We start from the raw sequence: 23,743 nt of genomic DNA, 5'->3' as shown, positions 1-23,743 counted from the left end.
CGCTCGTCCCTCAAGCGGGATGAACAAGACGATCAGGCGCGCCTCGGTCTTCTGCCTGCTGCTGGTCCTCGCCCTCCTCGGGCGGGCGACCTGGGTGCAGGCGTACCAGGCGAAGGCGCTCGCAGAAGACGACCACAACCGGCGGAACACCATCGCGCAGTACGCGCAGCCGCTGGGCGACATCATCGTGGCCGGTTCGCCGGTCACGGGCTCGAAGCGGACGGAGGGCAGCGATCTCGCATACAAGCGCACCTACAAACAGGGCGACCTCTACTCGTCCGTGACCGGCTACAGCTCGCAGGCGTACGGCTCGACGCAGCTCGAAGGGATCTACAGCCATGTGCTGGACGGCACCGACGACCGGCTGAAGAGCCCGCTGGGCGCGATCACGGGGAAGCGGTCCGCGCCCGGTGACGTGGTGACGACGATCGACCCGGACGTCCAGAAGGCGGCGAGCGACGCACTCGGCGACGACAAGGGCGCGGCCGTGGCGATCGACCCGCGGAGCGGGCAGATCCTGGGCATGGTCTCCTCGCCGTCGTACGACCCGTCGGGCATCAGCGGCACGAACGACGGCGACACCTGGTCGAAGCTGCTCGCCGACAAGGACAAGCCGCTGGTCAACCGGGCGATGCGGCAGCCGCTCGCGCCCGGCTCGACGTTCAAGCTGGTCGTGGCGTCGGCCGCGCTGGAGAACGGGCTGTACGACTCCGTGGACGAGCCGACGAAGAGCCCGGTGCCGTACACGCTGCCGGGGACCAGCACTCCGCTGCGGAACGAGAGCGCGTCCGCCCCCTGCGAGAACGCCTCGCTGCGCGTCGCCCTCCAGTACTCGTGCAACAACGTCTTCGGCAAGGTCGCCGCCGACCTGGGCCAGGACAAGGTACGGGCGATGGCGGAGAAGTTCGGCTTCAACGAGGAGAAGCTGGACGTCCCGGTGCGGGCGTCCAAGAGCGTGTATCCGGAGGACATGGACAAGCCGCAGACCGCGCTGTCGGGCATCGGCCAGTTCGAGGTGACCGCGACCCCGCTCCAGATGGCGATGGTCTCCGCCGCCCTGGCCAACGGCGGTGAGCTGGCCGCCCCGCACATGGTGTCGAAGGTGACCGACGGGGACGGCGGCACGCTGGAGGACTTCGCGGACGGCGACACGAAGCGGATCGTCTCCGAGGACACCGCGAAGCAGCTGCGCAGCGCCATGGTGACCGTGGTGGAGAAGGGCACCGGCACCAACGCCCGGATCGCCGGGGCCGAGGTCGGCGGCAAGACGGGCACCGCCGAGAACGGCGTGGACAACAGCAACACCCCGTACGCCTGGTTCACCTCGTACGCCAAGTCCGGCGGCCAGGAGGTCGCGGTGGCCGTGATCGTGGAGGACTCCGGTTCGACCGCGTCCGAGGTCAGCGGCAACGGGCTGGCGGCGCCGGTCGCCAGGAAGATGATGGAGGCGGCGCTGCGGCGGTAGCCCCCTCCTGTTGTCGAAGCGCTTGCGGTACGCTCACGCCCCGGCGGGGGCGTACCGGGCGGGCCGGGCGTGCGGGCGCAGGGGACGAGGTAGCCGTGGGCACAGCAGTCGACGATGCCGCCGCCGCCGAGTTCCACGCGTTCTTCGAGGCCCATTACGCGGAACTGGCCCGCCTCGCCCATCTGCTGACCGGTGAGGCGGATGCCGCCGACGATCTCGCGGCCGATGCCCTGCTCGCGCTCTGGCACCGCTGGGACCGGGTCCGCGAGGCCGGGAACCCGGTGGCGTACGCGCGGGGCGTGGTCGCCAATCTGGCCAGGACGCGCATCCGCAGCGCGGTCCGCGAGCGGCGCCGGATCGCGCTGTTCTGGGCGCCGCGCGGCGGCGGGGACGACGGGGCGGCCGAGGGCCCCGATGTGCCGGCGGTGGTGGACGTGCGGGAGGCGCTGCGCAGGCTGCCGTTCCGCAAGCGGGCCTGTGTGGTGCTGCGGCACGCCTTCGACCTCTCGGAGCGGGACACCTCGCTGGTGCTGGGGATCTCGGTGGGTACGGTGAAGAGCCAGACCTCGCGCGCCGTCGCCGAACTCCAGCGGCTGCTGGGGCCGGAGACGCCCGCCGCGCGGGTCCGGCTCGCCGTCGCGGCGCAGCGCGGTGGAGGAGAGCGGTGAAGGACGAGGAGCTGTCGGGGCGGCTGCGGGAGGCCGCCGAGGCGCACCGCCCCGACCGGGCCCGGATGCTGGCCCGGATCGAGCGCGGGATGGCGGGCGACCGCCCGGCACCCCGGTCCGTGCGCCCGCCGCGCGCGGTCCGCCCGTGGCTGCGGGTGGCCGGGGCGACGGCAGCGGTCTGCGGGGTGCTGGCGGCCGGAGCGTTCGCGGTCACCTCGGCGGCCGACGACGACCGGGCGCGCGGTGGGCAGGTGGCGTCGGCGCCGTCCGCCACCGCGAAGGCCCCGTCCGCCACCGCGTCGGCCCCGTCCGCCACCGCGAAGGCGCCGGACTCCCCCGTCGCGAAGGCCCCGCTGCGGCCCGAGGACGGACCGCTGTGGACCGGCGGCGTGGTCGACCCGCACAGCAACGCGTACTGGGCGCAGAGCAACGTCACCCTGCGGACCACCGAGCCGCTGTCCGCGCTCACCGTGGAGCTGCGGGTGGCCCAGACCGGCGGGGTGAACAGCACCGGCTCCTGGCGCTCGCTGCCCGAGCCGGACTTCACCGTGTCGGTGGACGAGAGCGGCGGCTTCCTGGTCTACCGGTGGACGCTGCGCCCCGGCCGGACCGTCCCGGCCGGCACGCACACGTTCGCCGGGCAGTACAACCACGCGGAGGGCGACCGGGACGCCACCGGCGACACGGTGACCGCGCACGCGGTCCGCGCCTCGGGCGGGAAGGCGGCGGTGGGCGACCGCTTCGGGCGGGCGCGCTGACCAGCTCCCGTCAGGGCCTCCAGTCGCCCAGCCAGGCGGCGGGGGTGTGCTGCCGCGCCTCGTACGCCGTGAGCTGGGGCCGGTTGGCCGGGACCGTGACGCGTGCGCCCGGCCCCGTGTTGCGGTACTCCGCGAACCGCTGCTCCTGCCACGGGAAGCCCGCCGACATCGTGCCGTACGGCTCGTCCGTGTCGATGCCCGCGCCGAGGTGGCTGTCGCGCACGGTGAGCATGGGGTGCGCGGTGAGGTCCGAGGACGGGACCCAGGGGCGGGCCAGCTTGAAGTACCCGTCGGGGGCGGTGCTGGTGACCCGGGAGCGCAGGACCAGGAAGCCGTGCGGGTCGGCCCCGGCGGTGCTCGGCGCGAAGACGAAGCCGTGGGGCGGTCCGGTCAGGTCGGTGCGGGCCAGGGTGCGGAAGTGGCAGTGGTCCAGGACTGCCGACGCCCGGCCGAAGACGAAGTCCACGTCCCCTTCCACGTAGCAGTCGCGGTAGTACTGCCGGGCGAAGTCGGTGAGCGACGCGGAGTCCGCGTACAGCGTGTCCTGGTGGCCCAGGAAGCGGCAGTTGTGGAACGCCGAGCGGTCGCCGGTCACCTTGACGGCGACGGCCTGGGTGCCGGCGTAGTCGGGGTGGTCGGCGCGCAGCCAGTCGTTGGCGAAGGTCAGGTCGCGGGCGGTGAGTCCGGCGGGCCGGGCGGTGACCGTGGCGGACCCGCTGGTGCCGTAGGTGCCCGAACCGTCGGGGCGCGGGGTGCCGTTGGCGTTGTCGTACACGATCACCGTGTCGCGCGGGTCGCCGCTCGCGCCGATGAGGGTGAGGCCGGTCCGGTCGGCGGGGATGTCCACGGTCTCCCGGTAGGTGCCGGGGGCGAGCACCAGGGTGCGCCCGGTGCCGGTGGCCGCGTCCACGGCGGCCTGGACGGTGGTGTGGTCGCCCCGGCCACGCGCGTCGACGTACAGGGTCGCGTGGTCGCGGCGGCGGGCGGGCGAGCCGTGGCGGCCGAAAGGGCGGGCGTGCGCGACGGCGGGCGAGGCGGTGCCGAGGGCGAGGGCGGAGGAGGCGAAGAGGGCCAGGGCGGTGCGTCGGGTGGGCATGGGGGCTCCTTTGCGGGGGCGGCCTCCTCCGCCGGCGCCGCGGCGGGCGCCGGCGGAGGAAAGGGGCGGCTGGTCAGGCGCCGGGCAGCCGGCCCGCGCCCGCGCCGAGGCCCACGACGAGCGGCACCAGCAGCGGGTGGTCGACCCGGTTGCGGAGGGTCGGGGTCCAGCCGGCGCCCGTGGTCAGCTGCTCCTCGGGCACGCCCGCGTTGTGGACGGCGATCAGGTCGGTGCGGCGGCCGTTGACCCAGTTGTCGGCGGCCGTGAGCGAGGACTCCGACCACTTCTTGAGGATCTTCGCCTGGTCGAACTCACCGCTGAGCGTGAACGCGTTGTGCTCGGCGACGAGGTGGGACTCGGCGCCGATCCCGTACGAGTAGCCGTAGACGCTGCCCTTCGTGGCGACGAAGTGGTTGTTGTACGAGTCGACCTGGCCGAAGCGGACGCGGGGCGCCCGCTCGTTGACGTCCTTGAAGAGGTTGTGGTGCAGGGTGACGCGGAGCTTGCCCCGGTCGGTGTCCCCGGCCTTGTCGCTGTTGCCGAGGAGCATGGTCTTGTCGTGGTCCTTGAGGACGTTCCAGGAGGCGGTCACCAGGTCGGCGCCCTTGACGATGTCGAAGAGCCCGTCGTGCTGCTGGTACAGCTCGTTGAAGTACCGGGGCTGGTCGGCGTCGGGGCGGTCGCCGTCGCTGAAGGTGTTGTGGTCGACCCAGACGTGGTCGGAGCCGTAGACGACGAGGTTGTCGTACTCGGAGTTCCAGTGGCCGGTGTCGCCGTCGGTCGGGTCCCACTGCGGGAAGCAGTCGTAGGTGTCCTCGAAGGAGATGTTGCGGACGATGACGTTGGAGACGTTCTGGATCTGGATCGAGGCGCCGATGACCGTGGCGTCCCGGCCGGTGCCGATCAGCGTGGTGTTGGACGGGACGTAGACGTTGACGGCGGCCTTCTGGAGCTTGGCGGAGGCGAGCCGGGCGTCCTCCAGCGGCCCGGACGGGACCTCCTCGCGGCCCCAGGTGCCGGGGTCGTAGGCGGCGAGGTACTTGTCCAGGGTGTAGCCGTCGGTCTGGTACGCCTCGCAGTCGATCGGGTTGCCCTCGGCGTCGGCGTTGCCGTGCACGGTCCCGGCGATCCGGACGATCTTCGGGGCGTCGCCCGCGTCCTCGAAGGCGGCGATGAGTTCGGCGCGGTTGTGCACGGTGTAGACGTGGTCGGGCGTCGCGGCGGCGCCACCGGTGGTGGAGCCCTCGGCGGAGGCCCAGCCGTCGCCCTTCGCGAGGACGGCGCGCTCGGCGCTCTTCGTGCCGTGGGGCTGCGGGGCGGCCTGCGCGGGGAGGCTCAGGGCGAGGGCCAGCGAGGCGCAGCCCATCGTGACGGCGATGGCACGGGCGTGGTTTCTGCGGACAGAAATGCGTGTGGACATGACAAATCCTCGGTTCTGGTGCGGGACCTGTGGAAGGGAGAGGAAGGGGGGTGGCGGGGCGGGGCGGGCCGTCCGTGCGACGGGCTCGCGCCCGGCCCCGCGCCGGAGGGCCGGATCAGCCGTTGCCGCGCTCCTTCCACTCCTTCTGGGCCGCGTTGAGCTCGTCGGCCATCTTGTCCAGGAACGCCTTGGCCGTGACCTTGCCGAGCAGCAGCTTCTGGAACTCCGGCTCGTTGTCGGCCTTGCTGATGTTGTTCCAGTCGGGCAGGTAGTACGGCAGCTGCACGATCTTGGTGGAGCCGTCGGTGAGGGCCTTCGCGGCCAGCTCGGTCGGGGCGGCCTCGCTGATCCACGGGTCCTTGGCGGCCTCGGTGTTGGCGGGGATGGCGCCCGCGGACTCGTTCCACTTGCTGTTCGACTCGTGCGAGGCGGCGAACTCGATGAACTTCCAGGCGGCGGTCTTGTTCTTGCTCGCCTTGAACAGGCCGAGGCCGTCGACCGGGTTGGAGACCTGGACGCGGGTGCCGCCGTCGCCGACCGGGTTGGGTATGCCGGCGAACTTGTCCTTGCCGAGGGCCTTCAGGTGGTCCTGGTAGGAGCCGAGGTTGTGGCTCAGCATCCCGATGGTGCCGGTGTCGAACTGGGCGACCATCTTGGTGAAGTCGTTGTTGACGTCGGCGGACGGCGTCGTCTTCTTGTAGAGGGCGGCGTACTTCTCCAGCGCCGCCACGTTCTTGGGATCGTTGAGGGTGGTCTTGTCACCGTTCCAGAACTCGGTGATGCCCGACTGCCCGTACGCCGCGTCGAGGGCCTGGGCGATGGAGCCGGCGCCGCCGCGGATGGTGTAGCCGAACTTGTTCTTCTTGGCGTCGGTCAGCTTCTCGGCGGCCTCGTAGAACGTGGCCCAGCTGGTGGGCGCTTCCAGTCCGGCCGCCTTGAAGAGGTCGGTGCGGTACCAGAGCGCGCCGTTGTTCGCGGAGGTCGGCACGGTGTACATCTCGTCGTCCCGCCCGGCCGCGTCCTTGACGCTCTCGACCATGCCCTCGACCAGCTTGCCGTTGAGCGAGGAGTCCTTGATCCGGTCGCCCAGCGGTTCCAGGGCGTCCTGCGAGACCATGTTGGCCAGGTAGGCGGTGCCGACACCGCCGACGTCCGGCACTCCGCCGCCCGCGATGGCCGTGTCGTACTTGGACTGCACGTCGGCGATCGGGATCGGCACGTACTTCACCTCGATGTCCGGGTACTTCTTCTCGAAGTCCTGGATGATCTCCTTCCAGACGGCGGTGCGCGGGCCGCCGTTGTTGTCCCAGAAGGTGATCTCGCCCTTGCCGCTGCCCTCGCCGCCGCTCGCGCTGCCGTCGTCGCCGCACGCGGTCGCCGTCAGGGCGAGCACCGCCGCGAGGGAGACGGCGGCCGTGGCGCGCCCCCGCTGCGTCTTCGAGATGTTCATGATCGGCTCTTCTCTCTCGGTTCGGTTGCGTGTGACGCGGTTACGTGGAAGCCGGTGAAGCGGGCGGTCCCGGTCGGGCCCGCCCCGGGCGGCGCGGTGGCGAACAGCCCGAGCAGCGCGCCGACCCAGCGCCACGGGGTGGCGGCGAAGACCTGCCCGGAGGGCCGGAACCCGGCCCCGTCCCCGGTGTCGGCGAGGAAGCGGCAGCGGGCGCCCGGGGCGACCTCGATCCGAAGCCGGGCCGCCCCCGAGGGCGCCGGCCCGGCGTGCCCCGCGTCGCGCTCGGCGTCGGCGGTCGCCTCGGCGAACCGGTGCACGAGCCGCACCCCGCCCTCCGCCTGCCGTTCGAGGCCGATCCAGGAGTAGGCGTCCCCGAGCACGGCAAGCCCCGCCCTCGCCCCGGGCGCCTCGCTTTCGAGGGCGAGTTCGACCTCGGCGGTGAACGTCTCGGCGGGCAGCCGCTGGACCAGTACGTGGGGCAGGAGCCTCAGGTCGTGCGCGTGCTCCGCCGGTACGCAGCTCAGCCGCAGCCCGTCCCCGGCGTGCTCGACGGTCCACCCGGGGCGCGGGTTCGCCGTCCACTGCCACTGCCTGCCGTGGCGGCCGCCCGGGAAGCCGTCGTCGCAGGCCGGGGCCTCGACGGGCTGGGCGGGCAGGGCGGGCTTGCGGTGCATGGCGACGGGTTCGCCGGCGTCGCCGATGACCGGCCAGCCGTCACCGTCCCAGCGCATCGGCTGGAGGTGCACCACGCGGCCGTACGCCCCGCGCTCCTGGAAGTGCAGGAACCAGTCCTCACCGGCCGGGGTGTCCACCCAGGCGCCCTGGTGCGGCCCGTTGACCCCGCTCCGGCCCTGGGCGAGGACGACGCGCTCCTCGTACGGGCCGAAGAAGTCGCGCGAGCGGAACGCGCCCTGCCAGCCCGTCGCGACCCCGCCCGCCGGGGCGAAGATCCAGAACTCGCCGTTCCGGCGGTGCAGCTTGGGGCCCTCCAGGGTGAACCAGCCGGGCAGCGTGTCGGCGTCGATCAGGGTCTTGCCCTCGTCGAGCAGTTCCCGCCCGTCCGGGCTCATCCGGTGTCCGGTGAGCCGGTTCTTGATCCCGGAGCGGGACTTGGCCCAGGCGTGCACGAGGTACGCCTCGCCGGTCTCCTCGTCCCACAGCGGGCACGGGTCGATCAGCCCCCGTCCCGCCTTGACCAGGTGCGGCGCGGTCCACGGGCCCCGGATGTCCTCGGCGCTGATCTGCTGGATGCCGTGGTCGGGGTCGCCCCAGAAGATCCAGAACCGCCCGGCGTGGTGCCGCAGCGCGGGCGCCCACACCCCGCAGTCGTGCCGGGGCGCGGCGAACTCGGCGGCGGGCTCCAGGCGGTCCAGGGCGTGCCCGGTCAGCGTCCAGTTGACGAGGTCGCGGGAGTGGAGCAGCGGCAGCCCGGGGGCGCGGCCGAAGCTGGAGGCGGTGAGGTAGAAGTCGTCGCCGACGCGGATCACGTCCGGGTCCGACCAGTCGGCGTTGAGGACCGGGTTGCGGTAGGTGCCGTCGCCGAGGTCGGCGGTCCAGGGGCGGGTGGCGTTCACGCGGTCACCGCCCGGCGGACGAGGGCGGCGGCGCCGGCCCGGTCGAGGCGGCCGTCCGCGACGACGGTGACGATCCGGCGTACGACCGTGGCCCCGGCGGGTACGGGCAGCCGTTCGGCGGCGGCGAGCGAGGAGCCGACGCCCGGGTACTCGGTGGTGCGCACGAACCACGGGTCGCGGCGGGTCTCCTCGGTCGCCCCGGCGAAGACCAGCGACCAGCCGTCGCCGCAGAGCGCGACCCAGTCGGCGGCCCGCCCGTGCACCGCCTCCTCGCCGTCCGCCGCCGGGCCGAACACGGCGGGCGGGGACCCCTCCTTGGGGGCGCGCCAGAAGAAGCCGCCGTATCCGGCGCCGGGGCGGCCGTTGGTGGCGGGGCTGCCGATCGACAGGTCGCCGGGGCCGGGGTTGGTGAGCGAGAAGGAGAGGTCGAGCGCCCAGGCGGTGTCCGAGAGGGGCGTGGCGGCCACCGTGCGGTGCTCGCGCAGCAGTTCGCCGCCGCCGGCCTCCCAACCGAGCTCCTCCACGAAGCCGTCCGGGTCGCACAGCTTCCAGCCGAGGTGGCGCTGGGTGCCGTGGTTGTCGAGCACGGTGGGCCCTTGGCCCCGGACGAAGGTGCGGCCGCCCCAGAAGTTGTGCCCGGAGACGTCCGGGACGGCGACGGAGGCGCCCAGGTGGTGGACGTGGTCGGCCGGGCGCTCCTCGGTGACGGGCACGCCGGCCAGGGTGGTGACCGGGTGGAGGTAGGGGCGGCCCGCGTCGGCGGGGAGGTAGGTGTAGCGGCCGACGGGGCGGTCGGCGCAGCTGAGCAGGGCGGTGTTCGTCATGGGGAGGTCACCTCGCTGCGGGCCCAGGGGGCGCCGAGTTCGGAGAAGAGGGCGAGGGTTTCGGCGCCGGACGCGACCAGGGCGTCGATGCCGCGCACCACCCGGCGGGTGGCCCCGGTGCCGGGCACGGGCGCGGTGTGCCAGGCGTCGGACGGCAGGGGACGCGGTTCGGGCGCGGTCCGTACGGCCTCCACGACCTCCATGAAGGCGCCGGTGCGCTCCGGCGGTACGAGGAGCGGGGCGCCTTCCGTCAGGTGGGCGACCAGGTTCTCCAGGAGGTCGGTGCGGCCGTGCACGGTCTCCAGGGGGCCGTGTCCGGCGCGCTGGACGAGGACGCGGTCCTGCTTGTACCAGAAGGTGATCCGGCCGCGGTCGCCGTGGACGATGACGTACGGCTCCCCCGCCTGTTCCGCGCAGAGGGTGACGGCGGCGGTGACGGGCGGCCCGGACGCGGTGGTGACGCGTACGCAGGAGGTGTCGTCGGCCTCGATGTCGTGGGCCCGGAAGAGCTCGGTGTCGATGGCGGTGATGTCCTCGGCGGTGGTCCCGGCGAGTTCGAGGGCCGTGGCGACGGCGTGGGCGAGCGGGTTGGTGAGGACGCCGTCGACCACGTCGGTGTCCCCGATGCGGCGCCGGCCGGCCCAGGGCGCCCGCCCGTAATAGGCGTCGTCGCGGACCCAGGCGCCCGCCGCCGCGTAGCCCCGTACGGTGCCGACGGCGCCGGTGGCGACGAGCTCCCGGATGGCGGGGACGGCGTGCGAGCCGAAGGACTGGAAGCCCACCTGGCAGGCGGTGCCCGCGTCGCGCACCCCGGCGCGGATGCGGTCGAAGTCGGCGCGGGTGGCGGCGGGCGGCTTCTCCAGGAGGAGGTGCACGCCGCGTCCGGCGGCGGTCAGGGCGAGGGCGGTGTGGGTCTGGATGGGGGTGCAGATCACCGCGGCGCGGGCGCCGGTGGAGTCCAGGAGGGCGCCGAAGTCGGCGGACTGCTCGGGGGATTCGTCCGCGAAGCCGGCCAGCTCGGTGGCGTCGAGCGGGGTGAGTTCGCAGATGCCGGCGAGGCGGACGAGGCCCTGGTGCTGGAGGCGGCGGATGTTGGCGAGGTGCCAGCGACCGTGGCCCCGGGCGCCCGCGAGGACGATCGGGAGGGGCAGCGAGGTCATGTCCGTCACCCCTTCACGGCGCCGGCGCTGAAGCCGGTGATCAGCCACTTCTGGATGAAGGCGAAGACGATCACCACGGGCACCGCGGCGATCACCCCGCCCGCGGCGAGCGCGCCCAGGTCGACGCTGTCCGCGCCGATCAGGGTGTTCAGGCCGACCGGGATCGTCTGCTTGTCCTGCTCGCTGAGGAACATCAGCGCGAACAGGAAGTGGTTCCAGCTGTGCACGAAGGCGAAGGAGCCGACGGCGATGAGCCCGGGGCGCAGCAGCGGCAGCACGACCGCGCAGAAGGCCCGGAAGCGCGAGCAGCCGTCCACCCAGGCGGCCTCCTCCAGCGAAGGGGGCACGTTCTTGATGAATCCGCTGATCAGGATGATGGAGAGCGGCAGCTGGAAGACCGTCTCGGCGATGACCACGCTCCCCAGGGAGTTGATCATCTGGAGGTTCTTGAAGATCTCGAAGAGCGGGACGAGCATCAGCGCGCCGGGGATGAACTGCGAGCAGAGCAGCGCCAGCATGAAGCCGTTCTTGATCCTGAAGTCGAACCGGGCGAGGGCGTAGCCGCCGGCCAGCGCGACGAGGGTCGTGGCGAGCAGGGTGCAGACGCCGACGATCATGCTGTTCTGGAAGAAGACGGCGAAGCTGCGCTCGTTCCAGACCTTGGAGAAGTGCTCCCCGGTCATCGGCCACGGCACCAGCGAGGTGGACCCCGCGGGCCGGACGGCGAAGAGGAACATCCAGTAGAACGGAACGAGCGTGAAGACCAGGTAGACGCCCAGCGGTACGTAGATCTGCCAGCGCGGCACGTCGTCGAAGGCGCGTTCGCGGCCGGACCCGCGGCGGGGCGCGGCGGGCGGCGGGCCTTCGGGGGCGGCCGGGCGTGCGGCGCGGGTGCCGTTCTTCTCGGCGAGTGCGGCAGTCACTTGTGGTCGCCTCCGAACTTGCTCAGGCGCAGATAGACGATCGAGCAGAAGAGGAGGATCACGAAGGCGACGGTGGTGAGCGCGGAGGCGTAGCCGAAGTCGTGGCCCTCGATGCCGGTGTTGGCGACGTAGAGCGGCAGGGTGGTGGTCTCGCCGGCCGGTCCGCCGCCGGTGAGGGTGTAGAGCAGGTCGACGTTGTTGAACTCCCAGACCCCGCGCAGCAGCGTCGACAGGATGATCGCGTCGCGCAGGTGGGGCAGGGTGATGTGGAAGAACTGCCGCAGCCGTCCGGCGCCGTCCACGGCGGCCGCCTCGTACAGCTCCTTGGAGACGGACTGGAGGTCGGCGAGGATGAGGATGGCGAAGAAGGGGACGCCGCGCCAGAGTTCGGCGACGGTCGCGGCCCAGAAGACGGTGCCGGTGTCGGAGAGCACCGAGGTGCCGTACTCACCGATCCCGGCGTCCGCGAGGTAGCGGCTGAAGCCGGTCGAGGAGTTGTAGAGCAGGATCCAGATGGTGCTGGTCAGCACCCCGGAGACGGCCCAGGGCGAGAAGACCATGGCGCGGGAGATGCCCCGGCCGATGAAGGTCTGGTTGACGATCAGGGCCAGCGCGAGCCCCAGCGTGAGCTGGAGCGCGACCTGCACGAAGACCCACTGGGCGCTGAAGCCGAGGGTCGTCCAGAACTGGTCGTCCTCGGTGAAGATCCGGGTGAAGTTGTCGAGGCCCGCGAAGCCGTTCCGCCACGGCTTGGTGACGTTGTAGTTCTGGAGGCTGTAGTAGAAGACGCTGACCACCGGATAGGCGATGAAGCCGAGCATCAGCAGCCCCGCGGGGGCGATCAGCAGATACGGCAGCCGGCGGGGGCTCGCGGAGCGGCGCCGGGGCACCTTGGGCGGTGTGGCCGCGGCGGAGGCTTGGGCCATGACACGTCTCCGTTCTCTCTGTACGGGGTGCAAGCGCTTTCCATTTGGGGTTCGGTGTCCCAAGGGGCGCCGGAATTCTGAGGGGCCGTTCAGCCTGCGTACGGGTCGGGCACTGCTCCCGGCCGGGCCAGGAAGGCGAAGTCGCAGCCGGTGTCGGCCTGGGTGATCTGGTCCTGGTAGAGCGCCTGGTAGCCGCGCTCGTACCGGACCGGCGGCGGGGTCCACTCGGCGCGGCGGCGCGCCAGTTCCTCGTCGGGCACGTCGAGGTTCAGCAGCCGCGCCCCGACGTCCAGGGTGACGAGGTCACCGGTGCGGACGAGGGCGAGCGGCCCGCCGACGTACGACTCGGGCGCGATGTGCAGCACGCACGCCCCGTAGCTGGTGCCGCTCATCCGGGCGTCGGAGAGCCGGACCATGTCCCGTACGCCCTGCTTGAGCAGGTAGTCGGGGATCGGGAGCATGCCGTACTCGGGCATCCCGGGGCCGCCCTTGGGGCCCGCGTTGCGCAGGACCAGCACATGGTCGGGGGTGAGCGCGAGCGCCGGGTCGTTGATGGTGCGCTGCATCTCCTTGTAGTCGTCGAAGACGACCGCGGGTCCGGTGTGGCGCAGCAGGTGCGGTTCGGCGGCGATGTGCTTGATGACGGCGCCGTCCGGGCAGAGGTTGCCGCGCAGCACCGCCACGCCGCCCTCCTCGGCGAGGGCGTTGGAGCGCTCCCGTATGACGTCGTCGTTGTGTACGAGCGCCCCGTCGAGCTGTTCGCGCAGGGTGTCGTGGGCGACCGTGGGGCGGTCCAGGTGCAGGACGTCGGTGAGGCGGGCCAGGAAGCCGGGGAGCCCGCCGGCGAAGTGGAAGTCCTCCATCAGGTACTTCCCGCCGGGGCGCAGGTTGGCGAGGACCGGGACGGTGCGGGCGATGCGGTCGAAGTCGTCCAGGGTGAGCTTGATCCCGGAGCGGCCGGCCATCGCGATGAGGTGGATGACGGCGTTGGTGGAGCCGCCGAGCGCGAGGACGGTCGCGACGGCGTCCTCGTACGCCTCCGCCGTGAGGATCTGCGACAGCTTCCGCTGCTGCCACACCAGTTCGACGATGCGGAGGCCGGAGGCGGCGGCCATCCGGTCGTGGCCGGAGTCGACGGCGGGGATCGAGGAGGCGCCGGGGACGGTGACGCCGAGCGCTTCGGCGGCCGCGGTGAGGGTGGACGCGGTGCCCATGGTCATGCAGTGGCCGGGCGAGCGGGCGAGGCCGTTCTCCAGCTCGCCCATCTCGCAGTCGCCGATGAGCCCGGCGCGCTTGTCGTCCCAGTACTTCCACATGTCGGTGCCGGAGCCCAGGACCTCGTCGCGCCAGTGCCCCGGCAGCATCGGCCCGGCCGGTACGAAGACGGCCGGCAGGTCCACGGACGCGGCGCCCATCAGCAGGGCCGGGGTGGACTTGTCGCAGCCGCCGAGCAGGACCGCCCCGTCGACCGGGTAGGAGCGCAGCAGCTCCTCGGTCTCCATCGCCAGCATGTTCCGGTAGAGCATCGGGGTCGGCTTCTGGAAGGTCTCCGAGAGCGTGGAGACCGGGAACTCCAGCGGGAAGCCGCCCGCCTGCCAGACCCCGCGCTTCACGGCCTGCGCCCGGTCGCGCAGGTGGACGTGGCAGGGGTTGATGTCCGACCAGGTGTTGAGGATCGCCACGACCGGCTTGCCCAGGTGCTCCTCGGGGAGGTAGCCGAGCTGGCGGGTGCGGGCGCGGTGGCTGAAGGAGCGGAGCCCGTCGGTGCCGTACCACTGGTGGCTGCGCAGCTCCTCGGGGGCGATGCGGGCGGTCATATGGACCACCCGGCGATCTGGTCGGCGACCTCGGCGCGCTGTGCCTCGGGCAGCACCCGGCTGGGCGGGCGCACCGCGCGGTCGCACAGCCCGAGGGCGGCCAGGGCCTCCTTGACGACGGTGACGTTGTTGGCGGACTGCCGGTCGGCGCGCAGCTCCTCGAAGCGGCGGATCTGCTCCCAGACCTTCATGGCCGCCGGGTGGTCGCCGGCCCGCAGCGCCTCCAGCATGGCCAGCGAGACGCCGGGCGCCACGTTGACGAGCCCGGAGGTGAAGCCGGTGGCGCCCGCGGAGAAGTAGGCCGGGGCGTACAGCTCGGCGAGCCCGGCGACCCAGACGAAGCGGTCAAGACCGGCGTCGCGGGCGAAGGCGGCGAAGCGGGCCGCGTCCGGCACCGCGTACTTGACGCCGATGACGTTGGGGCAGCTGTCGGCGAGCACGGCCAGGCAGCCGCCGTCCAGGTGCGGGTTGCGGATGTACGGGACGACCCCGAGCCCGGGCACGGCCTCGGCGATGGCCCGGTGGTAGTCGATCCAGCCGTCCTGCGAGACGTACGGGTGGACGGGCTGGTGGATCATCACCATCTCGGCACCGGCGTCCCGGGCGTGCTCGGCGGCGGCGACGGCGGTCGGCACGTCGTGTCCCACGCCCACCAGGACCGCGGCCCGGCCGCCGGCCTCCTCGACGGTCAGCTCGGTGACGGCGCGCCGCTCCTCGGGGGTGAGCGCGTAGAACTCCCCGGTGTTGCCGTTCGGGGTGACGATGCGCACGCCGCCGTCGAGCAGTCTCCGCAGCAGGGCGCGGTGCGCCGTCGTGTCGATGGACCCGTCCCCGGCGAACGGGGTCACCGGGATCGCCACGACATCTGCGAGGGCCGCCTTCAGCGGGGTGAGGTCCATGCGGACTGGCCTTTCTTCGGTGTGCCGGTTCACGCCGCGCCGCCCCCGTCCTCGTCGTCGGGGAAGGCGCGGCGGACGAACGACGCGATGTGGTCGTGCAGGGCCCCGGCCGCCGCGTCCGCGTCGTCGGCGAGCGCGAGCCGCAGGATCTCCCGGTGCTCGGCCGCCTCCCGCTCCCAGGACGGGATCGCCGACCAGGCGACGGTGGAGACCAGCGCCGCCTGGTCGCGGACCTCGTCGAGCATCCGGGCGAGCAGCGGGTTGCCGCAGGGCAGGTAGAGCGCCCGGTGGAAGTCCCGGTTGGCGAGCGAGCGGTCGGCCTTGTCGCCCGCCGAGTCCGCCCGCTCCAGGGCCTCCTGGGCCGCGTCGAGGGACGCCTTGCGGGTGATCGAGCGGCGCAGCGCCTCCGGTTCGAGCAGCAGCCGTACGTCGTACACCTCGCGGGCCATGGCCGCGTCGACCAGCCGGACGGTGGCACCCTTGTACTGGCTCATGACGACGAGTCCGGTGCCGGCGAGGGTCTTCAGCGCCTCGCGGACGGGGGTCTTGGAGACCCCGAACTGCGCGGCGAGCTCGGTCTCCACGAGCGCCTGCCCCGGCCTCAGTTGTGCCGTGAGGATCGCGTGCTTGATCGCCTCCAGCACGTACTGGGTGCGGGACGGAATCGGGGTGGGCGCAAAGGTCATGGGTGAAGGGCTCTCACATCTCGCGTATCGCGTCTCATATATGACGTACGGAGTACGACGCGATGAAGCTAGGGCCGCCGCAAATGTTTCGTCAACGCTTCTGACAGAAGAACTTCGTGGGACTTGGACATGTGCCGTACACGGATTCCGGTCCTCCGCACGGGGGTTCCCGGGGTAGGGCATCTGCCCGATGCCGCGCCGGGGCCTCAGCCGCCAGCCTGACCGCAGGACGAACGCGCAGGTCGGAAAGGTGCGGTGGGTGTGATGGCGGTGGGTCGGGTGCTGCGGAACCGGACGGCGGGGCTGTTCCTCGCGGCGGTCGTGGTCTCCGGGTTCGGCAGTTCGGCGATGCGACTGGCGGCCGGGATCTGGGTCAAGTCGCTGACGGGCTCGGACGCGCTGGCGGCGCTCGCCCTGTTCGCGGTCTGGCTGCCGGTCCTGTTCGGCCCGCTGCTCGGGGCGGTGGCGGACCGCCTGCCCCGCAAGCCGCTCCTGGTGGGCACGAACGTCGTCCTGGCGGCCCTGATGGCGATGCTCGCGGCAGTGGGCGCGGAGGGGCGCGTCTGGCTGCTGTTCGCGGTGTTCGTGCTGTACGGGTGTCTCTCGGTGCTGATGGACTCGGCGGAGTCGGCCGTGGTGGCGGGGGCGGTCCCGGCCGAGTTGCTGGGCGACTTCAACGGCCTGCGGATGATGGCGAACGAGAGCATGAAGCTGGTCGCCCCGCTGACCGGCGCCGGGCTCTTCGCCCGCTTCGGCGGCGGCGCGGTGGCGCTCCTGGACGCGGTCTCGTTCGCCCTGGCGGCCGGTCTCTACGCGCTGTTGCGGATACGGCGGACGGCCCGGCCCGCGCCGATGGGTGCGGGCGGCTGGGCGGCCGGGCTGCGGCAGCTGTGGGGGTCGCCGGTGCTGCGGCCCCTGGTCCTCGCGGCCTCGGCCACGATGCTCTGCGCCGGGCTCAACGGGGCGACGCTGTACGCCGTCGTGGACGACGTCCTCGGCCACTCCCCCGCGTACGCGGGTGTGCTGTCGGTCGCCCAGGGGCTCGGGTCCGTCGCGGTCGGGCTGTGCGCGGGCGCGCTGATGCGCCGGCTGCCGGAGCGGGTGTTCGCGGCGGCCGGGATCGCGGTGTTCGGGGCCGCGGTGGGGCTGCGGGCCGTGCCGTCCGACGCGACGGCGCTCGCCGCGTGCGCGCTGATCGGGGTGGGCCTGCCGTGCGTGCTGATCGCCGCGCTGACGGCGGTGCAGCGGGAGACCCCGGACGCGGTCCTGGGCCGGACGGCGGCGACCGCCGACACGCTGATCATGTCGCCGAACGCGGTGGCGCTGGGGATCGGCGCGGGCCTGGTGGCGCGGGTGGACGTGACGGTGCTGCTGCCGCTGGTGGGCGCGGGGGCGGTCCTGACGGCGGGGCTGCTGCTGACGGCGGGCCGCCGGGAACGGGTGGTCCCCGGCGGCCCGGCGGTCCCGACCTCAGCCGAGGCGTGACAGCGCCGCCGCCACCGCCGCCAGGTCCGGGTCCGATGCCAGGCCCGCGTGGTACAGGCGGAGTTGGTTCGCGCCGAGCGAGGCGGCGTGCGCGGCGTCCCGTTCCAGCGTGTCCGGGCTGCCGCCCATGCCGCGCACCACGGTGAGGTTGGCCGCGACGACCGCGTCGTCCGCCCGCCCGGCGAACGGCCCGAGCACCGCCTCCCGCGCCGCGTCGGCCCCGGTGCACGGCAGCACCACGCCGTCCGCCACGGAGAGGATGTGCCCGGGGTCGACGCCCACATTGGCCCCGCAGCGGTACGGGGCGGGGTCGGCGTGCAGCAGCACCTGGAAGCCGGGCGCCGCCGCGGCCCGCACCGCGCCGGTCACCGCTTCCTGGAGGCTCCGGGCCACCTCGGTGCGCCACCGCAGCGTCGCCTCCGCGAGTCCGGCGCCGAGCAGCTTGCCCACGGCGTCCCAGCCCGCGTCCGGCGATCCGGGCCCGGACCAGACCGGGGCCAGCGCGCTCCGCACGGCCGCGCGCAGCTCCTCGGGATCGAGGCCCTGCCCGGCGTAACCGGCCCGGCAGACGGCGCAGAAGCAGAGCGACATCAGGTACTGCGCCGCGTCCCCGAGCCCGACGCCCGCCACCTTGTCGTGGGCGTGGAGGTGGGCGAAGCCGTACCAGCCGCAGGACTCCAGCTCGGTGCCCCGCGCCCCGTCGCGCACCGCCGCCTCCGCCGCCAGGTCCACCAGGTAGGCGCGGACCTCCGGGCGTGCGATGCAGGGCGCCCACGGGTAGCGGTCCCCGTAGGCGTTGACCACCGAGGTGTCCGGGTGGTCGGCGCCCAGGCGTGAGCTGTGCGCGAGGACCACCCAGCTGTGCACGTCGAGACCGGCCCCGGACAGCGCCTCGGCGGCCTCCGCGAAGGGGTCGTCGGAGGGCATCCACGCCTGCCGGTACGGGCGGAGCCCCCGCCCGGCCCAGCGGCCTTCGTCCGGCGGGTACAGGACCGCCGCGTACTCGGCCGTGACGATGCGGTGGCCCGGGTGGCGGGGGGTCAGCGCCCGGGTCGAGTGGTAGGCGGCGGCGAGCGTCACCTGCTGGACGCCGAGGTCCGCGATGCGGGTAGGGGCGTCCGGGTCGCCGACGACGTCCCAGGGGTAGAGGAAGGCGGACGTCCTCATCCGCGCCCCTCCAGCAGCGCGCGCCCGGCGGCGACGATCTCCGTCAGCTCCTTGATGTGGGCGGCAGGCGGCTCGGTGAGCGGGCTGCGCACCGGCCCGACGTCCAGGCCGTGGAGCCGGACGCCCGCCTTGACCAGGGAGACGGCGTAGCCGCGGCCCTGGGCCCGGAGCTCGACGAGCGGCCGGTAGAAGGAGTCGAGCAGCGCGTTGACCAGGGCGTCGTCGCCGGAGTCCAGGGCGCGGTAGAAGGCGAGCGCGATGTCGGGGGCGAAGGCGAAGACGGCCGAGGAGTACAGCGTGACGCCGATGCCCCGGTAGGCGAGGCCGGTGAGTTCGGCGGTGGGCAGCCCGTTGAAGTAGAGGAAGTCCCACCCGGGCAGCCCGGTGCGCACCGCACTCACGATGCGCTGCATGAGGTCCAGGTCCCCGTAGCCGTCCTTCAGGCCGATGATCCCGGGGGTCTGCGCCAGGGCGAGCACGGTCTCCGGGGTGAAGACGGCGTTGTCGCGCTGGTAGACGATGGTCTCCAGGCCGGTCGCCCCGGCCAGCGCGGTGTAGTGGGCCAGCAGCCCTTCCTGGTCCGCGTGGACCAGGTACGGGGGCATGGCGAGGAGTCCGTCCGCACCGGCCTCCTCGGCGAGCCGGGCGAACTGGACGGCCAGCGCGGTGCCGTATCCGGCGCCCGCGACGACCGGCACCTGCCCGGCGGTCTCCTCCACCGCGGCGGCGACGACGCTCCGGAACTCCTCCGGGGCCAGGGCGTGGAACTCCCCGGTGCCGCAGCACGCGAAGACGGCCGCCGCGCCCGCGTCGATGCCCTGGCGGACATGCGCCCGGAAGACGTCCAGGTCGACGGCGCCGGCCGCATCGTACGCGGTGACGGGGAAGAAGAGCGGCCCGGCAACGGCGGTGAGCCGGGCGGCCAGCGGGTCTGAGCTCACGGGCGCCTCCTGAGGCGTGCGCATCTCTGATTGGTGTCCATATTTATGAACGATGCCTAAGCTAGGCCCGGCGAGGCTCCGGGGTCAAGGCGACGACGCCCCGGTCCGGACCAACCCTCCGCAGACTCCCTTGACGCCCTCCGGGCCCCCGCATACCTTGTCCACGCATGTGAACCTGATCCAAGAGGAGACCCCGCATGCCCGCCGAAAAGCCCCGCACCGTCCTGCTCACCGGCGCCGCCGGCGGCCTCGGCACGCTGATGCGCGAGCTGCTGCCCGCCCACGGCTACACACTGCGCCTGTTCGACATGGTGCCGATCGAGGGCGAGCCGGACGCGATCACCGCCGACCTCGGGGACCGGGAGGCGCTGCGCGCGGCGGTGACCGGGGTCGACGCGATCATCCACCTCGCGGGCATCTCCCTGGAAGCCTCCTTCGACAAGATCCTCCGGGCGAACATCGAGGGCACGTACAACCTCTACGAGGCCGCGCGCGAGGCCGGCGTCCGGCGCGTCGTGTTCGCCTCGTCCAACCACGCGGTGGGCTTCACCCAGCGCCCGCTCCCGGGCGATCCGCTGATCCCGGTGGAGACCCCGCGCCGCCCCGACACCTTCTACGGCCTCTCCAAGTCGTTCGGCGAGGACCTTGCCCAGCTGTACTGGGACCTGCACGGCGTGGAGACGGTCTCCGTCCGCATCGGCTCCTGCTTCCCGGAGCCGACCTCGGTCCGGATGCTCTCGGTCTGGATGAGCCCGGCGGACGGGGCCCGGCTCTTCGACGCGGCACTGACCGCCGAGAACGTCGGGCACACCGTCGTGTACGGCTCCTCGGACAACACCCGGCTGTGGTGGGACCTCACCTCGGCCCGCGCGCTGGGTTACGAGCCGCAGGACGACTCGGAGCCGTACGCGGCGAAGCTCGTCGCGGAACACGGCGAGCTGGACCCGGCCAACCCGGACCACGCCCACCTCGGCGGCCACTTCTGCACCAACCCGCCGATCTGGCCGCACTGAGGCCGTGAAAATGCCTTCGTCCCCGGGCGCGTCGGCGCGGCATGATGCGGTCATGGCGAGACCTTCGGGATTCCGGTACGAGCAGCACGGCGACGCGAGCGTCACCGTCACCCACCACGGCCGTCCGGCGGGCACCCTGCGCGGCGGCCGGGCGGCGAAGTTCCTGGCCGAGGTGGAGGCGGGCGACGCCCAGCTGGTGATGGCCCGCTGGACCGGGGCGTACAAGCACGGCAACGAGCGCACCGCGCGCAACCACCCGCGCAACCGCTGACGGGAGCGGGCCGCCGGGCGGAACGGAGGCTTCCGCCGTACGGGCGAAGCTGCCGAAAGGTAAGGGAACGGCAAAGCCGGGTCGTTCGTTCATCCGGACATGACCGCTATGACACCCGGCTCGAACCTCCCGCTCAACGCCGTCCGCGTGGCGGTGGACGTCGCCGCGCCCGTGCGGCTCGACGTCTCGGGCCTGCTGCTCACCGCCGACGGCAAGGTGCGCTCCGACGACGACTTCATCTTCTACAACCAGCCCACCGGCCCCGGCGTGAGCTACCGCTCGGGCGGCGGCAGCGCGCCGGACGCCGTCGTCGTGGACACCGCGTCGGTGCCCGCCGGCATCGAGAAGATCGTCGTCACGGCGAGCCCGGACGAGGCCGGCCGGACCTTCCAGGGCGTCGAGCCGACCGCCACCGTGCGCAACGCGGACGACGGCGCCGTGCTCGCGTCCTTCACCCCGCCCCAGTTGGGCGCCGAGACCGCGCTCGTGATCCTGGAGGTCTACCGGCGCGGCGGCGCCTGGAAGGTCCGCGCGGTCGGCCAGGGTTACGCGAACGGCCTGGCGGGCATCGCCACGGACTTCGGCGTCACGGTCGAGGAACCGGCCGCCCCGCCCGCCGCCCCGGCGGTCACCGCCCCCGCTCCCCCGCCGCCGGTCGCCGCCCCGGCACCGGCCGCGGCCCCCGCACCGGCCGCCCCCGGCCGGATCAACCTGGACAAGGGGCGGGTCAGCCTCCGGAAGAACGAGACGGTCTCGCTGATCAAGGCGGGGCGCCCGCTGCTCTCCCGGGTCAAGATGGGCCTCGGCTGGGAGCCCGCCTTCCGGGGCAAGGACATCGACCTGGACGCCTCGGTCATCGCGTACGGGCCCCAGCGCAACCACCTGGACAGCTGCTACTTCGGCAAGCTGTCCATCCTGAACGGCGCGATCAAGCACTCCGGGGACAACCTCACCGGTGAGGGCGCGGGGGACGACGAGGTGATCACCGTCGACCTGGGGCAGATCCCCGCCGAGGCGACCGGCCTGATGTTCACGGTCAACTCGTTCACCGGCCAGAAGTTCACCGAGGTGGCCAAGGCGTACTGCCGACTGGTGGACGCCGCCACCGACGAGGAGCTGGTCCGCTTCGACCTGACCGGGGCCGAGCCGCAGACCGGCGTGATGATGGCCAAGCTGATCAAGCAGTTCTCCGGCGAGTGGGAGATGACCGCGATGGGCGACTTCGTGAAGTCTCGGACCGTCAGGGGCATGGTCAAGCCGGCCGCCCAGGCGCTGTAGGACCCGGGCACGGGCCCGGGCACGGCACAGGGGCCGTCCGCGCGGCTGGCGGACGGCCCCTGTGGCGGCCTCAGAGCTTGGTGAGCTTGGAGTACGGGCTCATGATGCGGCCCTGGCGGCCCGCGAAGTCGATGAGCACCGCGTCGTTGTCGCCCTCGACGGCGAGGACGCGCCCGAGACCGAACTGGTCGTGCGAGACCCGGTCACCCACGTCGAACAACTCGACCGGTGGGGTCGCCTGGGCCGGGCGGTTGAAGGGACTGGACGGCAGGTGGCGGCGGGAGCCGGCTGACTGTTTCATTGCTTTGAGTATGCGCCCCCGGCGGGCCCGACGCCATGCCCCGCAGCTAAGAGCCTGTCCGGCGGGCTCTAGCGGCTGGGCTGACGCTTCCACGGACCGGTGATCGCGACCATGATCCCCGGGGTCTGGATGTTGGCGAACAGCGTCCGCCCGTCCGGCGAGAACGTGACCCCGGTGAACTCGCTGTACTCCGGCTCCTCGGCGCTGCCGATGTTCAGCTCGTTGCGCGCGATCGGGTACGTACGGCCGCTCTCGGTGGCCCCGAAGAGGTGCTGGACGCCCTCGCCGTCCTCGGCGATGACCAGGCCGCCGTACGGCGAGACGGTGATGTTGTCCGGGCCGTCGAACGCGCCGTCCTTCGACGGGTCCGGGTTGACGCCGAGGAGCACCTTCAGGGTCAGCGTGCGGCGCTTCGGGTCGTAGAACCAGACCTGGCCGTCGTGCTGGACGGGGCTCTCGTCACGGGCGAAGGAGGACACGACGTACGCGCCGCCGTCGGCCCACCACATGCCCTCCAGCTTGCGGGCGCGGGTGACCGTGCCGTCCGCGAACTGCTTGCGCACCGAGACGGACTTGGCGTCGCGGTCCGGCACGTCCACCCAGTCCACGCCGTACACGGTGCCGGTCTTCGTGGCCCGGGAGAGGTCATCGACGAACTTGCCGTTCTTGTCGAAGCACTTGAACGCCTGGAGCACGCCCGCGTCGTCGGCGAGGGTGCGCAGCTTGCCCCGGCCGTGCCGGAAGCCGTGCGGCGGCACCCAGCGGTAGAGCAGGCCGTTGGGGCCCGAGGCGTCCTCGGTGAGGTAGGCGTGGCCCTGCTTGGGGTCGATGACGACCGCCTCGTGCGCGTACCGGCCGAACGCCTTGATGGGGCGCGGCGAGCGGTTGGCGCGCCGGTCGTACGGGTCGACCTCGAAGACGTAGCCGTGGTCCTTCAGGAGGCCGTTCTTGCCGGCCTTGTCCTCGGTCTCCTCGCAGGTGAGCCAGGTGTTCCACGGGGTGGCGCCGCCCGCGCAGTTGGTGGAGGTGCCCGCGATGCCGACCCACTCGGCGGTGCGGCCGTCGCGGCGGGTCTCCACGACGGTGCAGCCGCCCGCCGCGACCGGGTCGTAGACCAGGCCGTCGGTGAGGGGGACGGGGTGCTCCCAGCCCTCCCGGGTGCCGGCCAGCTCGTGGTTGTTGACCAGGAGGGTCACCCCGCGCGGGCCCTCGAAGGCGGCCGTGCCGTCGTGGTTGGACGGCGTGTACTCGCCGCTGTCCAGCTTGGTGACCCCGCAGTGCGTGACGATCCGGTACGAGAATCCGGCGGGCAGCGCGAGTATGCCCTTCGGGTCGGAGCGCAGCGGGCCGTACCCGGGACCGCGGTCGTGGCCGTGGTCGTGGCCGTGACCGTCGTGCCCGTGTCCGTGGCCGTGGTCGTCGTGGCCGTGACCGTGGGAGTCCCCGGCGGCGAGGGCGCCGGGCGCGGTGGCCAGCGCGGCGACGGTTCCGGTGAGGGCGATGCCCGCGCCGGTGAGGGCGGACTGTCTGGTGAATTCCCTGCGCGTGAAGGCCATCACGTACTCCTGGTGCTGCGGGGGCGTGCTGTTGACGGCCCTCACCGTTCCGCCCGTTCCCCAAC

Annotated in this window: 22 protein-coding genes; 7 read left to right on the top strand and 15 right to left on the bottom strand. The window is 72.8% G+C overall.

Annotation, left to right across the window (positions count from 1 at the left end; all coding sequences use genetic code 11):
- The first annotated feature begins 19 nt into the window (after nucleotides 1-19).
- From NEH16_RS24745 to NEH16_RS24735, 3 genes are all read left to right on the top strand, one after another.
- The gene (locus NEH16_RS24745; protein ID WP_073968370.1) at nucleotides 20-1,465 is read left to right on the top strand and encodes a peptidoglycan D,D-transpeptidase FtsI family protein; all 1,446 of its coding nucleotides are present in this window, start codon (nucleotides 20-22) and stop codon (nucleotides 1,463-1,465) included.
- 95 nt (nucleotides 1,466-1,560) lie between these two features.
- Nucleotides 1,561-2,133 (top strand): SigE family RNA polymerase sigma factor, encoded by a 573-nt coding sequence (locus tag NEH16_RS24740; RefSeq protein ID WP_265545019.1) that lies wholly within the window; start codon nucleotides 1,561-1,563, stop codon nucleotides 2,131-2,133.
- Nucleotides 2,130-2,891 carry a hypothetical protein gene (locus NEH16_RS24735; RefSeq protein WP_265545017.1) on the top strand — a complete coding sequence of 254 codons (762 nt, stop codon included), beginning with the start codon at nucleotides 2,130-2,132 and terminating at the stop codon, nucleotides 2,889-2,891. The genes NEH16_RS24740 and NEH16_RS24735 overlap by 4 nt, the downstream gene beginning before the upstream one ends.
- Before the next feature lie 10 nt (nucleotides 2,892-2,901).
- Here NEH16_RS24735 and NEH16_RS24730 read toward each other — a convergent pair whose 3' ends face one another.
- From NEH16_RS24730 to NEH16_RS24680, 11 genes are all read right to left on the bottom strand, one after another.
- Nucleotides 2,902-3,987 (bottom strand): pectinesterase family protein, encoded by a 1,086-nt coding sequence (locus NEH16_RS24730; RefSeq protein WP_265545013.1) that lies wholly within the window; start codon nucleotides 3,985-3,987, stop codon nucleotides 2,902-2,904.
- Nucleotides 3,988-4,060: 73 nt separating this feature from the next.
- A complete protein-coding gene (locus NEH16_RS24725; protein ID WP_265545012.1) occupies nucleotides 4,061-5,407 on the bottom strand; it encodes a pectate lyase family protein in 1,347 nt (448 codons plus the stop codon).
- Between the two features lie 115 nt (nucleotides 5,408-5,522).
- Entirely contained in the window at nucleotides 5,523-6,857 is a 1,335-nt protein-coding gene (locus NEH16_RS24720) for an ABC transporter substrate-binding protein (RefSeq protein WP_265545010.1), read from the bottom strand.
- Nucleotides 6,854-8,431 carry a glycoside hydrolase family 43 protein gene (locus NEH16_RS24715; RefSeq protein WP_265545008.1) on the bottom strand — a complete coding sequence of 526 codons (1,578 nt, stop codon included), beginning with the start codon at nucleotides 8,429-8,431 and terminating at the stop codon, nucleotides 6,854-6,856. Before NEH16_RS24715 ends, NEH16_RS24720 begins: the two co-directional genes overlap by 4 nt.
- Nucleotides 8,428-9,255 carry a PmoA family protein gene (locus NEH16_RS24710; RefSeq protein ID WP_265545006.1) on the bottom strand — a complete coding sequence of 276 codons (828 nt, stop codon included), beginning with the start codon at nucleotides 9,253-9,255 and terminating at the stop codon, nucleotides 8,428-8,430. Before NEH16_RS24710 ends, NEH16_RS24715 begins: the two co-directional genes overlap by 4 nt.
- Nucleotides 9,252-10,415: a Gfo/Idh/MocA family protein gene (locus NEH16_RS24705; RefSeq protein ID WP_265545005.1), complete on the bottom strand. Its 1,164-nt coding sequence runs from the start codon at nucleotides 10,413-10,415 to the stop codon at nucleotides 9,252-9,254. The genes NEH16_RS24710 and NEH16_RS24705 overlap by 4 nt, the downstream gene beginning before the upstream one ends.
- A 5-nt stretch (nucleotides 10,416-10,420) precedes the next feature.
- On the bottom strand, nucleotides 10,421-11,338 hold the full coding sequence (locus tag NEH16_RS24700) for a carbohydrate ABC transporter permease (protein ID WP_265545004.1): 918 nt from the start codon (nucleotides 11,336-11,338) through the stop codon (nucleotides 10,421-10,423).
- Nucleotides 11,335-12,264 carry a carbohydrate ABC transporter permease gene (locus tag NEH16_RS24695; RefSeq protein ID WP_073968362.1) on the bottom strand — a complete coding sequence of 310 codons (930 nt, stop codon included), beginning with the start codon at nucleotides 12,262-12,264 and terminating at the stop codon, nucleotides 11,335-11,337. Before NEH16_RS24695 ends, NEH16_RS24700 begins: the two co-directional genes overlap by 4 nt.
- 89 nt (nucleotides 12,265-12,353) lie before the next feature.
- A complete protein-coding gene (araD, locus tag NEH16_RS24690) occupies nucleotides 12,354-14,081 on the bottom strand; it encodes an L-arabinonate dehydratase (RefSeq protein ID WP_265545002.1) in 1,728 nt (575 codons plus the stop codon).
- The gene (locus NEH16_RS24685; protein ID WP_265545000.1) at nucleotides 14,078-14,980 is read right to left on the bottom strand and encodes a dihydrodipicolinate synthase family protein; all 903 of its coding nucleotides are present in this window, start codon (nucleotides 14,978-14,980) and stop codon (nucleotides 14,078-14,080) included. Before NEH16_RS24685 ends, araD begins: the two co-directional genes overlap by 4 nt.
- Nucleotides 14,981-15,009: 29 nt before the next feature.
- Complete coding sequence (locus NEH16_RS24680) at nucleotides 15,010-15,666, bottom strand: GntR family transcriptional regulator (protein ID WP_073864716.1); 657 nt, start codon at nucleotides 15,664-15,666, stop codon at nucleotides 15,010-15,012.
- Between the two features lie 264 nt (nucleotides 15,667-15,930).
- On the opposite strand from NEH16_RS24680, the gene NEH16_RS24675 reads away from it, so the two are divergent.
- The gene (locus tag NEH16_RS24675) at nucleotides 15,931-17,151 is read left to right on the top strand and encodes an MFS transporter (protein WP_265547370.1); all 1,221 of its coding nucleotides are present in this window, start codon (nucleotides 15,931-15,933) and stop codon (nucleotides 17,149-17,151) included.
- On the opposite strand, the gene NEH16_RS24670 is transcribed toward NEH16_RS24675, so the two are convergent.
- Nucleotides 17,137-18,318, bottom strand: coding sequence for a hypothetical protein (locus NEH16_RS24670; protein ID WP_265544999.1), 1,182 nt, complete (start codon nucleotides 18,316-18,318; stop codon nucleotides 17,137-17,139). The genes NEH16_RS24675 and NEH16_RS24670 overlap by 15 nt on opposite strands.
- Nucleotides 18,315-19,259, bottom strand: coding sequence for a 5-dehydro-4-deoxyglucarate dehydratase (locus tag NEH16_RS24665; protein ID WP_265544998.1), 945 nt, complete (start codon nucleotides 19,257-19,259; stop codon nucleotides 18,315-18,317). The genes NEH16_RS24670 and NEH16_RS24665 overlap by 4 nt, the downstream gene beginning before the upstream one ends.
- A 197-nt stretch (nucleotides 19,260-19,456) precedes the next feature.
- Between NEH16_RS24665 and NEH16_RS24660 the strand changes: the two genes are divergently transcribed.
- From NEH16_RS24660 to NEH16_RS24650, 3 genes are all read left to right on the top strand, one after another.
- On the top strand, nucleotides 19,457-20,272 hold the full coding sequence (locus NEH16_RS24660; RefSeq protein ID WP_265544997.1) for an NAD-dependent epimerase/dehydratase family protein: 816 nt from the start codon (nucleotides 19,457-19,459) through the stop codon (nucleotides 20,270-20,272).
- A 52-nt stretch (nucleotides 20,273-20,324) separates the two neighbouring features.
- Nucleotides 20,325-20,543, top strand: a complete 219-nt coding sequence (locus NEH16_RS24655; RefSeq protein WP_073968354.1) for a hypothetical protein — start codon at nucleotides 20,325-20,327, stop codon at nucleotides 20,541-20,543.
- 99 nt (nucleotides 20,544-20,642) lie between these two features.
- The gene (locus tag NEH16_RS24650; protein WP_265544996.1) at nucleotides 20,643-21,821 is read left to right on the top strand and encodes a TerD family protein; all 1,179 of its coding nucleotides are present in this window, start codon (nucleotides 20,643-20,645) and stop codon (nucleotides 21,819-21,821) included.
- 70 nt (nucleotides 21,822-21,891) lie between these two features.
- Here NEH16_RS24650 and NEH16_RS24645 read toward each other — a convergent pair whose 3' ends face one another.
- Nucleotides 21,892-22,122, bottom strand: a complete 231-nt coding sequence (locus NEH16_RS24645) for a CarD family transcriptional regulator (RefSeq protein ID WP_073968352.1) — start codon at nucleotides 22,120-22,122, stop codon at nucleotides 21,892-21,894.
- 68 nt (nucleotides 22,123-22,190) lie between these two features.
- Nucleotides 22,191-23,678 (bottom strand): alkaline phosphatase PhoX, encoded by a 1,488-nt coding sequence (locus NEH16_RS24640; protein WP_265544995.1) that lies wholly within the window; start codon nucleotides 23,676-23,678, stop codon nucleotides 22,191-22,193.
- Between the last annotated feature and the right edge of the window lie 65 nt (nucleotides 23,679-23,743).

This window comes from Streptomyces drozdowiczii, assembly GCF_026167665.1.
In the GTDB taxonomy this organism is placed as follows: Bacteria; Actinomycetota; Actinomycetes; order Streptomycetales; family Streptomycetaceae; genus Streptomyces; species Streptomyces drozdowiczii_A.
Note: the sequence above shows the minus strand (reverse complement) of the source record. Positions and strands in the feature narration are given on the sequence as shown.

Bases quoted from the DNA above. Each gene is read 5' to 3' on its own strand.
- NEH16_RS24645 (WP_073968352.1), bottom strand. From the start codon at position 22,122: ATGAAACAGTCAGCCGGCTCCCGCCGCCACCTGCCGTCCAGTCCCTTC.
- NEH16_RS24695 (WP_073968362.1), bottom strand. From the start codon at position 12,264: ATGGCCCAAGCCTCCGCCGCGGCCACACCGCCCAAGGTGCCCCGGCGC.
- NEH16_RS24725 (WP_265545012.1), bottom strand. From the start codon at position 5,407: ATGTCCACACGCATTTCTGTCCGCAGAAACCACGCCCGTGCCATCGCC.
- NEH16_RS24655 (WP_073968354.1), top strand. From the start codon at position 20,325: ATGGCGAGACCTTCGGGATTCCGGTACGAGCAGCACGGCGACGCGAGC.
- NEH16_RS24675 (WP_265547370.1), top strand. From the start codon at position 15,931: ATGGCGGTGGGTCGGGTGCTGCGGAACCGGACGGCGGGGCTGTTCCTC.
- NEH16_RS24660 (WP_265544997.1), top strand. From the start codon at position 19,457: ATGCCCGCCGAAAAGCCCCGCACCGTCCTGCTCACCGGCGCCGCCGGC.
- NEH16_RS24640 (WP_265544995.1), bottom strand. From the start codon at position 23,678: ATGGCCTTCACGCGCAGGGAATTCACCAGACAGTCCGCCCTCACCGGC.
- NEH16_RS24705 (WP_265545005.1), bottom strand. From the start codon at position 10,415: ATGACCTCGCTGCCCCTCCCGATCGTCCTCGCGGGCGCCCGGGGCCAC.
- araD (WP_265545002.1), bottom strand. From the start codon at position 14,081: ATGACCGCCCGCATCGCCCCCGAGGAGCTGCGCAGCCACCAGTGGTAC.
- NEH16_RS24650 (WP_265544996.1), top strand. From the start codon at position 20,643: ATGACCGCTATGACACCCGGCTCGAACCTCCCGCTCAACGCCGTCCGC.
- NEH16_RS24680 (WP_073864716.1), bottom strand. From the start codon at position 15,666: ATGACCTTTGCGCCCACCCCGATTCCGTCCCGCACCCAGTACGTGCTG.
- NEH16_RS24710 (WP_265545006.1), bottom strand. From the start codon at position 9,255: ATGACGAACACCGCCCTGCTCAGCTGCGCCGACCGCCCCGTCGGCCGC.
- NEH16_RS24670 (WP_265544999.1), bottom strand. From the start codon at position 18,318: ATGAGGACGTCCGCCTTCCTCTACCCCTGGGACGTCGTCGGCGACCCG.
- NEH16_RS24745 (WP_073968370.1), top strand. From the start codon at position 20: ATGAACAAGACGATCAGGCGCGCCTCGGTCTTCTGCCTGCTGCTGGTC.
- NEH16_RS24720 (WP_265545010.1), bottom strand. From the start codon at position 6,857: ATGAACATCTCGAAGACGCAGCGGGGGCGCGCCACGGCCGCCGTCTCC.
- NEH16_RS24685 (WP_265545000.1), bottom strand. From the start codon at position 14,980: ATGGACCTCACCCCGCTGAAGGCGGCCCTCGCAGATGTCGTGGCGATC.
- NEH16_RS24730 (WP_265545013.1), bottom strand. From the start codon at position 3,987: ATGCCCACCCGACGCACCGCCCTGGCCCTCTTCGCCTCCTCCGCCCTC.